The organism is Staphylococcus sp. 231237_7MaSpsaltlick (assembly GCF_043107035.1).
On the sequence record NZ_JBICNX010000063.1, the window covers coordinates 1 to 4,588 of the forward strand.

General features: G+C 28.2%; 7 protein-coding genes. 5 read left to right on the top strand and 2 right to left on the bottom strand.

The window, feature by feature from the left end; genetic code table 11:
* Positions 1-765, top strand: a 765-nt coding sequence (locus ACF91D_RS29405; protein ID WP_392438253.1) for a DUF1002 domain-containing protein, incomplete at its 5' end; no start/stop codon positions are given.
* 52 nt (positions 766-817) lie between these two features.
* On the opposite strand, the gene ACF91D_RS29410 is transcribed toward ACF91D_RS29405, so the two are convergent.
* Both ACF91D_RS29410 and ACF91D_RS29415 read right to left on the bottom strand, forming a co-directional pair.
* Positions 818-1,849 (bottom strand): hypothetical protein, encoded by a 1,032-nt coding sequence (locus ACF91D_RS29410; RefSeq protein ID WP_392438254.1) that lies wholly within the window; start codon positions 1,847-1,849, stop codon positions 818-820.
* Between the two features lie 127 nt (positions 1,850-1,976).
* The gene (locus tag ACF91D_RS29415) at positions 1,977-2,963 is read right to left on the bottom strand and encodes a hypothetical protein (protein WP_392438256.1); all 987 of its coding nucleotides are present in this window, start codon (positions 2,961-2,963) and stop codon (positions 1,977-1,979) included.
* A gap of 391 nt (positions 2,964-3,354) precedes the next feature.
* Between ACF91D_RS29415 and ACF91D_RS29420 the strand changes: the two genes are divergently transcribed.
* The 4 genes from ACF91D_RS29420 to ACF91D_RS29435 all read left to right on the top strand — a co-directional run.
* The gene (locus tag ACF91D_RS29420) at positions 3,355-3,576 is read left to right on the top strand and encodes a hypothetical protein (RefSeq protein WP_392438258.1); all 222 of its coding nucleotides are present in this window, start codon (positions 3,355-3,357) and stop codon (positions 3,574-3,576) included.
* A gap of 24 nt (positions 3,577-3,600) precedes the next feature.
* On the top strand, positions 3,601-3,897 hold the full coding sequence (locus tag ACF91D_RS29425) for a hypothetical protein (protein WP_392438259.1): 297 nt from the start codon (positions 3,601-3,603) through the stop codon (positions 3,895-3,897).
* 14 nt (positions 3,898-3,911) lie between these two features.
* Positions 3,912-4,211 (top strand): hypothetical protein, encoded by a 300-nt coding sequence (locus ACF91D_RS29430; protein WP_392438261.1) that lies wholly within the window; start codon positions 3,912-3,914, stop codon positions 4,209-4,211.
* A 155-nt stretch (positions 4,212-4,366) separates the two neighbouring features.
* Positions 4,367-4,588 (top strand): hypothetical protein (locus ACF91D_RS29435; protein ID WP_392438262.1); only part of this gene is annotated, 222 nt, incomplete at its 3' end.

Sequence of the window (4,588 nt, forward strand, 5' to 3'; positions counted from 1 at the left end):
GGAGATGTAGAAAAATTTACAGGTGTAACATATGACCATATCTATTCTAGTTCAGTAATAGAACCAAAATCTTTTGGTAAAGGTGTAGATGTAGAAATTGTTACACCAGACCATATTACGAAAGTGACGGAAGAGCAATATACTAACTCAGCAATTAGTGCAGGTATACAAAATGCAAAAATACGCGTTGCATCTACAGTAGAACCTACGACAGGTGATGGAGCGCTAACAGGTATTGTAAAAGCATATGCTGAAGAAGGTAACGATTTAAATGAAGAAGATGTAAGAAATGCTAATCAAGAAATGTCAGACCTTGCTAATATAAGTGATGAAAATAAAGGTAATGATAATTATAGTGATGGTGCTATGAATAATGCAGTAGCGGAAATGAAAGATCAAGTTGCAGATGAAAAACAAAAGAATGGTGATGTTTCCGAAGATAAAGTTAGAAGTATTGTAGATGAAGTGTTAAAAGAAAAAGGCTTAGATGAAGTGATTAATGAAAATCAAAAAAACACTATTTATAATATTATTGTTAACGTAGCTAATTCTAATATATTACAAAATGATCCTAAAGCATTTAAGAAGCAAATAGGAGATTATAAAAACCAATTAGAAAAGAAACATGGAGATTTAATCGATAAAGCAAAAGATAAAGCTAAGGATTTAAACACAGAAGAGAATAGAAACATTTTACAGAAGATTTGGGACGCTATTGTTGGATTTTTCCAATGGTTATGGAACTTAATATCTAGTTTCTTATAAAAGGATAAAATAACGATAGAAGTGGTATATAACCGCTTCTATCGTTATTTTTTTAATAAAACAAGCCTTTTGTATTTACAATTTCTCTTTTTGAACTCTTTTTTGTAGTTATGGCTACTTCTTCTCCTGTTTTAATATCTTGTCCGTCTGTTTCTATTAGTCCTCTCATAGCGTTTAAATAGCTACTCTCAGCTTTACCATCTACTATTTCATAATATTTATCTCTAGATATTTTAACAATTAGATGAATGTTCATTCCGAACAATTTATTACCGTTTATTTTATTGTTCAATCTGCATAAGTTGTTAATCTTCTTATCAATTGTTTCTGTAGATTTTTCGTTTTCAATAATAATAAATACTCTTGAGAAGGTATGTGGTAGATTACCATTCAAACCATTTTCTCCCAAAGTAGGAATTAACCACTTATATCTCTTTTTATCTAATTCATCTAAAAAACTTTCACGTTTTTCTATTAACTTTTCTACCCAATCGAGGAAATCCAATGTATTAATACTGCCATCTATTTCAAAAGGATTATCTTTCGTTTTATTAAGTGTTTTTTCTCCATCTATTTGATAAACTTCTGTTTCGTTTCCTTTTCTATTGCTCACTAATTGATTCGCAATATAGTTAATTGTTTTTTCTTTATTATCTTGTGAATCACCTGCTACTGCTATCCCACTATGTTTTGCTAAATTAATGTATTTTCCACCTATTTCTATTGCCCAAGGGTTTTCTTCTGGTTTATTATCATTGCCATACTGTAATGCGAAAGACTCCTTTTCATCTATTATATCTTTCAACCATTCCAAACCGTTTTTATAACCTTGCTTCTTAGCTTTAGAAATAAACTCTCTATATATTTTTTGATTTATATATACCTTTTCACCACTTTGTGTAGATTCATATGATGAATAATCTGCTATAGTGTTTTCGAATAGTAATTGTTCAACAAGACCTGTAAGACCTGTTTTATCTTGACCGAAATAAAATTTCGATTGTGGTTCAACATATCTTACTAACTTTTGTGAATACTCAATTGGTAATTCGATTGATGTTGATCGTCCTTCTAATATTTTCATATATAATCCCCTCTCATATAATGTATAATTATAGTCTATCCAACAATTATAAAGATGTCAAAAACAACTACATAGTTGTTGGGATGTTACTACATAAAAAATAGCGGTTATAAACCGCTTATTAGTATTATAAAGATATGTCATTGGGAAAGGCTTCTTTGTGAGCTATATTAAAAAGAATATAATCTATAAAAGGTTCGTTGTTATCATGGAAGTCACTTAGTATATAGTAATTATGAAAACGATAATAGTATCTTTTAAATATCATACGTAATTTTGAATATGAACGATATTTATTATTGTTGAAATCTACCGCTTCAATTAATTCGGTCAAAGTGTCGACTATATACGTTAAGTTGTTAATGAATGAATCCAATTCAGAATATTCTTCATGGTTAATAGATATCTTCCAATTAAATCCGATATCTTGTGTATAGCAAATAGTATTAGAGTTGAAAGTAATATAGTTACAATGTCTTTTATATTCGAGTAAGGGAACTTTATCTAATAAATCGTACAAATCTTTTAGCAAAGATTTTATCTCTAGGTAATATTTGTATTTAACTTCATTTAACCTATAGACATCTGTTGCTTTCCCATATAGATAGTCTACACCTATTACTTTTGCAATCGATAGTCTATGTGAACCATCGGAGCGTTGATAGTACTTGGTGGGCATATTCGGGTGTTCATACGCTGAAAAATAATGTTCAGAAAGATAGCTATCGTCTTCTTGGAACAACTCAATCAATTTACTGTAACTGTTATTTTTATAAATGTCGAAAAGACAATCGAACTTCCTAGTTATTAAACCATTCTTATATTGTTCATTTATTCCAAATAAAGCATAATTCATATGATCATACCAACTTACATTATGCTTTGTAATACCCTCTCTAGCAACATCATGAATATTACTTACAGGTACTTTGATATAGTTTGATTCTTCTTCTTTTATGAGGTCATAGCAAAGTTCTAATTCTTCATATTTACTTTCTTTTTTAACTAAATCTATTTTTGATTGTTCAATTTTATAAGGTGGGACGCCCATACTTAACAAATATTCTGTTAAGTTAGTATATATTTTCCTGTTATTATGAATAACTTTGTTCATTGATTAAACTCCCTGTAACATATTATGAATATTCTCATTGTATATCATTTACAAAACTAATACAAATTAACATATAGATAATAAATTGTTTTTCATGTTTTGTACATTTATATACATATATAATAACAAAATAAATATAAAGTACTATAAATCATATAACTAAGACTATAAAGCATAATCATAATAAAATATTTAGCACTTATCCAAATTAGTGACCGCTTCTTTTTAACGAAAAAAAGAAAAAAATGTGTACTAACCTATTTACAAATAAAGAAAAATAGTGTATAGTAAGAATTGTAATAGAGAGTTACATATTTAAGCGAAAATTTTTACTAACGATTTACAAATAAAGAATTAAAGAGAATGATTATAACAAATAGGAGGAATTAAAATGACAAGTAAACAATTTGTACAAGCGAATTATCAAGTGACAAAAATAGTAGGTAATGGGGCAGACGTTGAAGCAATAATATTAAGAGAGGATGAACTAGCAGAGGAAATAGCAAAGGGAGATCAAGAAAACATCTATTACATTTTTCAAGATTATAAAATGATAAGTAAAGGTGTTGATGGTAAAAAATTAAAATCATATATTAATCAATTAAGCGCATAAAATAGAAAAGGAAGGAGTTTAATAATGCAGGAAGTTAAAAATCTAAAAGCAATTATCAATTTTGTAAGTAAAGATAAAGAGGCAGATATTATCGGATATTTAAATTTGCCTCCTTGTAGACCTAATGACAAACAATATCCTTTATTTATTAAAAACGGTGAATTATATGCTAATTACAAAAGTATTCAATTAAATATTAGTGATTACTTATATTTAGATGACGCGATAGAAGTAGACACAGTATTGAATTGGAATGATTGGTCATATCAATCATCACATGTTGTTGTAGAACTCAATAAGGAAGAAATAATGTTTTTATAAAGGAGCTAATTATTATGATTAGAAACGAAGTTACACAATTAAATGAACCAAATGTATATTTCACATTAGAATTTTATGTTGAAGCAAGAGAAGGACGTTATTACGATTCAAATAGTAGAAAAGCACATAGAAACCCAAAAACAAGGCAAATGGAGTACGATAACTATGTTAGGAGTTATATATCACAAATTATTAAAAACGCTCATAGATTGCCCTCTGAGTGGCAAGAAGTAATTAAAAATAATAATAACGTAAGCTATATAGAGTTAGCTTATATTATTTTGGAGAAAGTGGATATAAAAGAGCGCCTGTAGAAGATAGCCATCCGCTTCTTGAACTATTTTTATTAAAATAAGAAAAAAAGTGTATATATCATGTACAAATGAAGAAAAATAGTGTATAGTATTAAGTGTAGTCAGGGTTAGCAATTAACCCGAACTACACAACAAATAAAAAGGTGGATTTACTTATGACAATTAAGACAACAAAGGAAATTGCAAAGGATTTAAGACAAGGGTTAAAAACAGAATTTGGACTTAATAGAAATCACGTCAGCGTGACAAAAAGAAGTGAAAGTGCACTAGACGTCATTTTGAAACAAGAATTAAATATTGATTATGAAGCATTTAGAAAATATGTATTATCATTTGAAGATATAGATAGAGACGAAATAACATATGAAATATTAAGT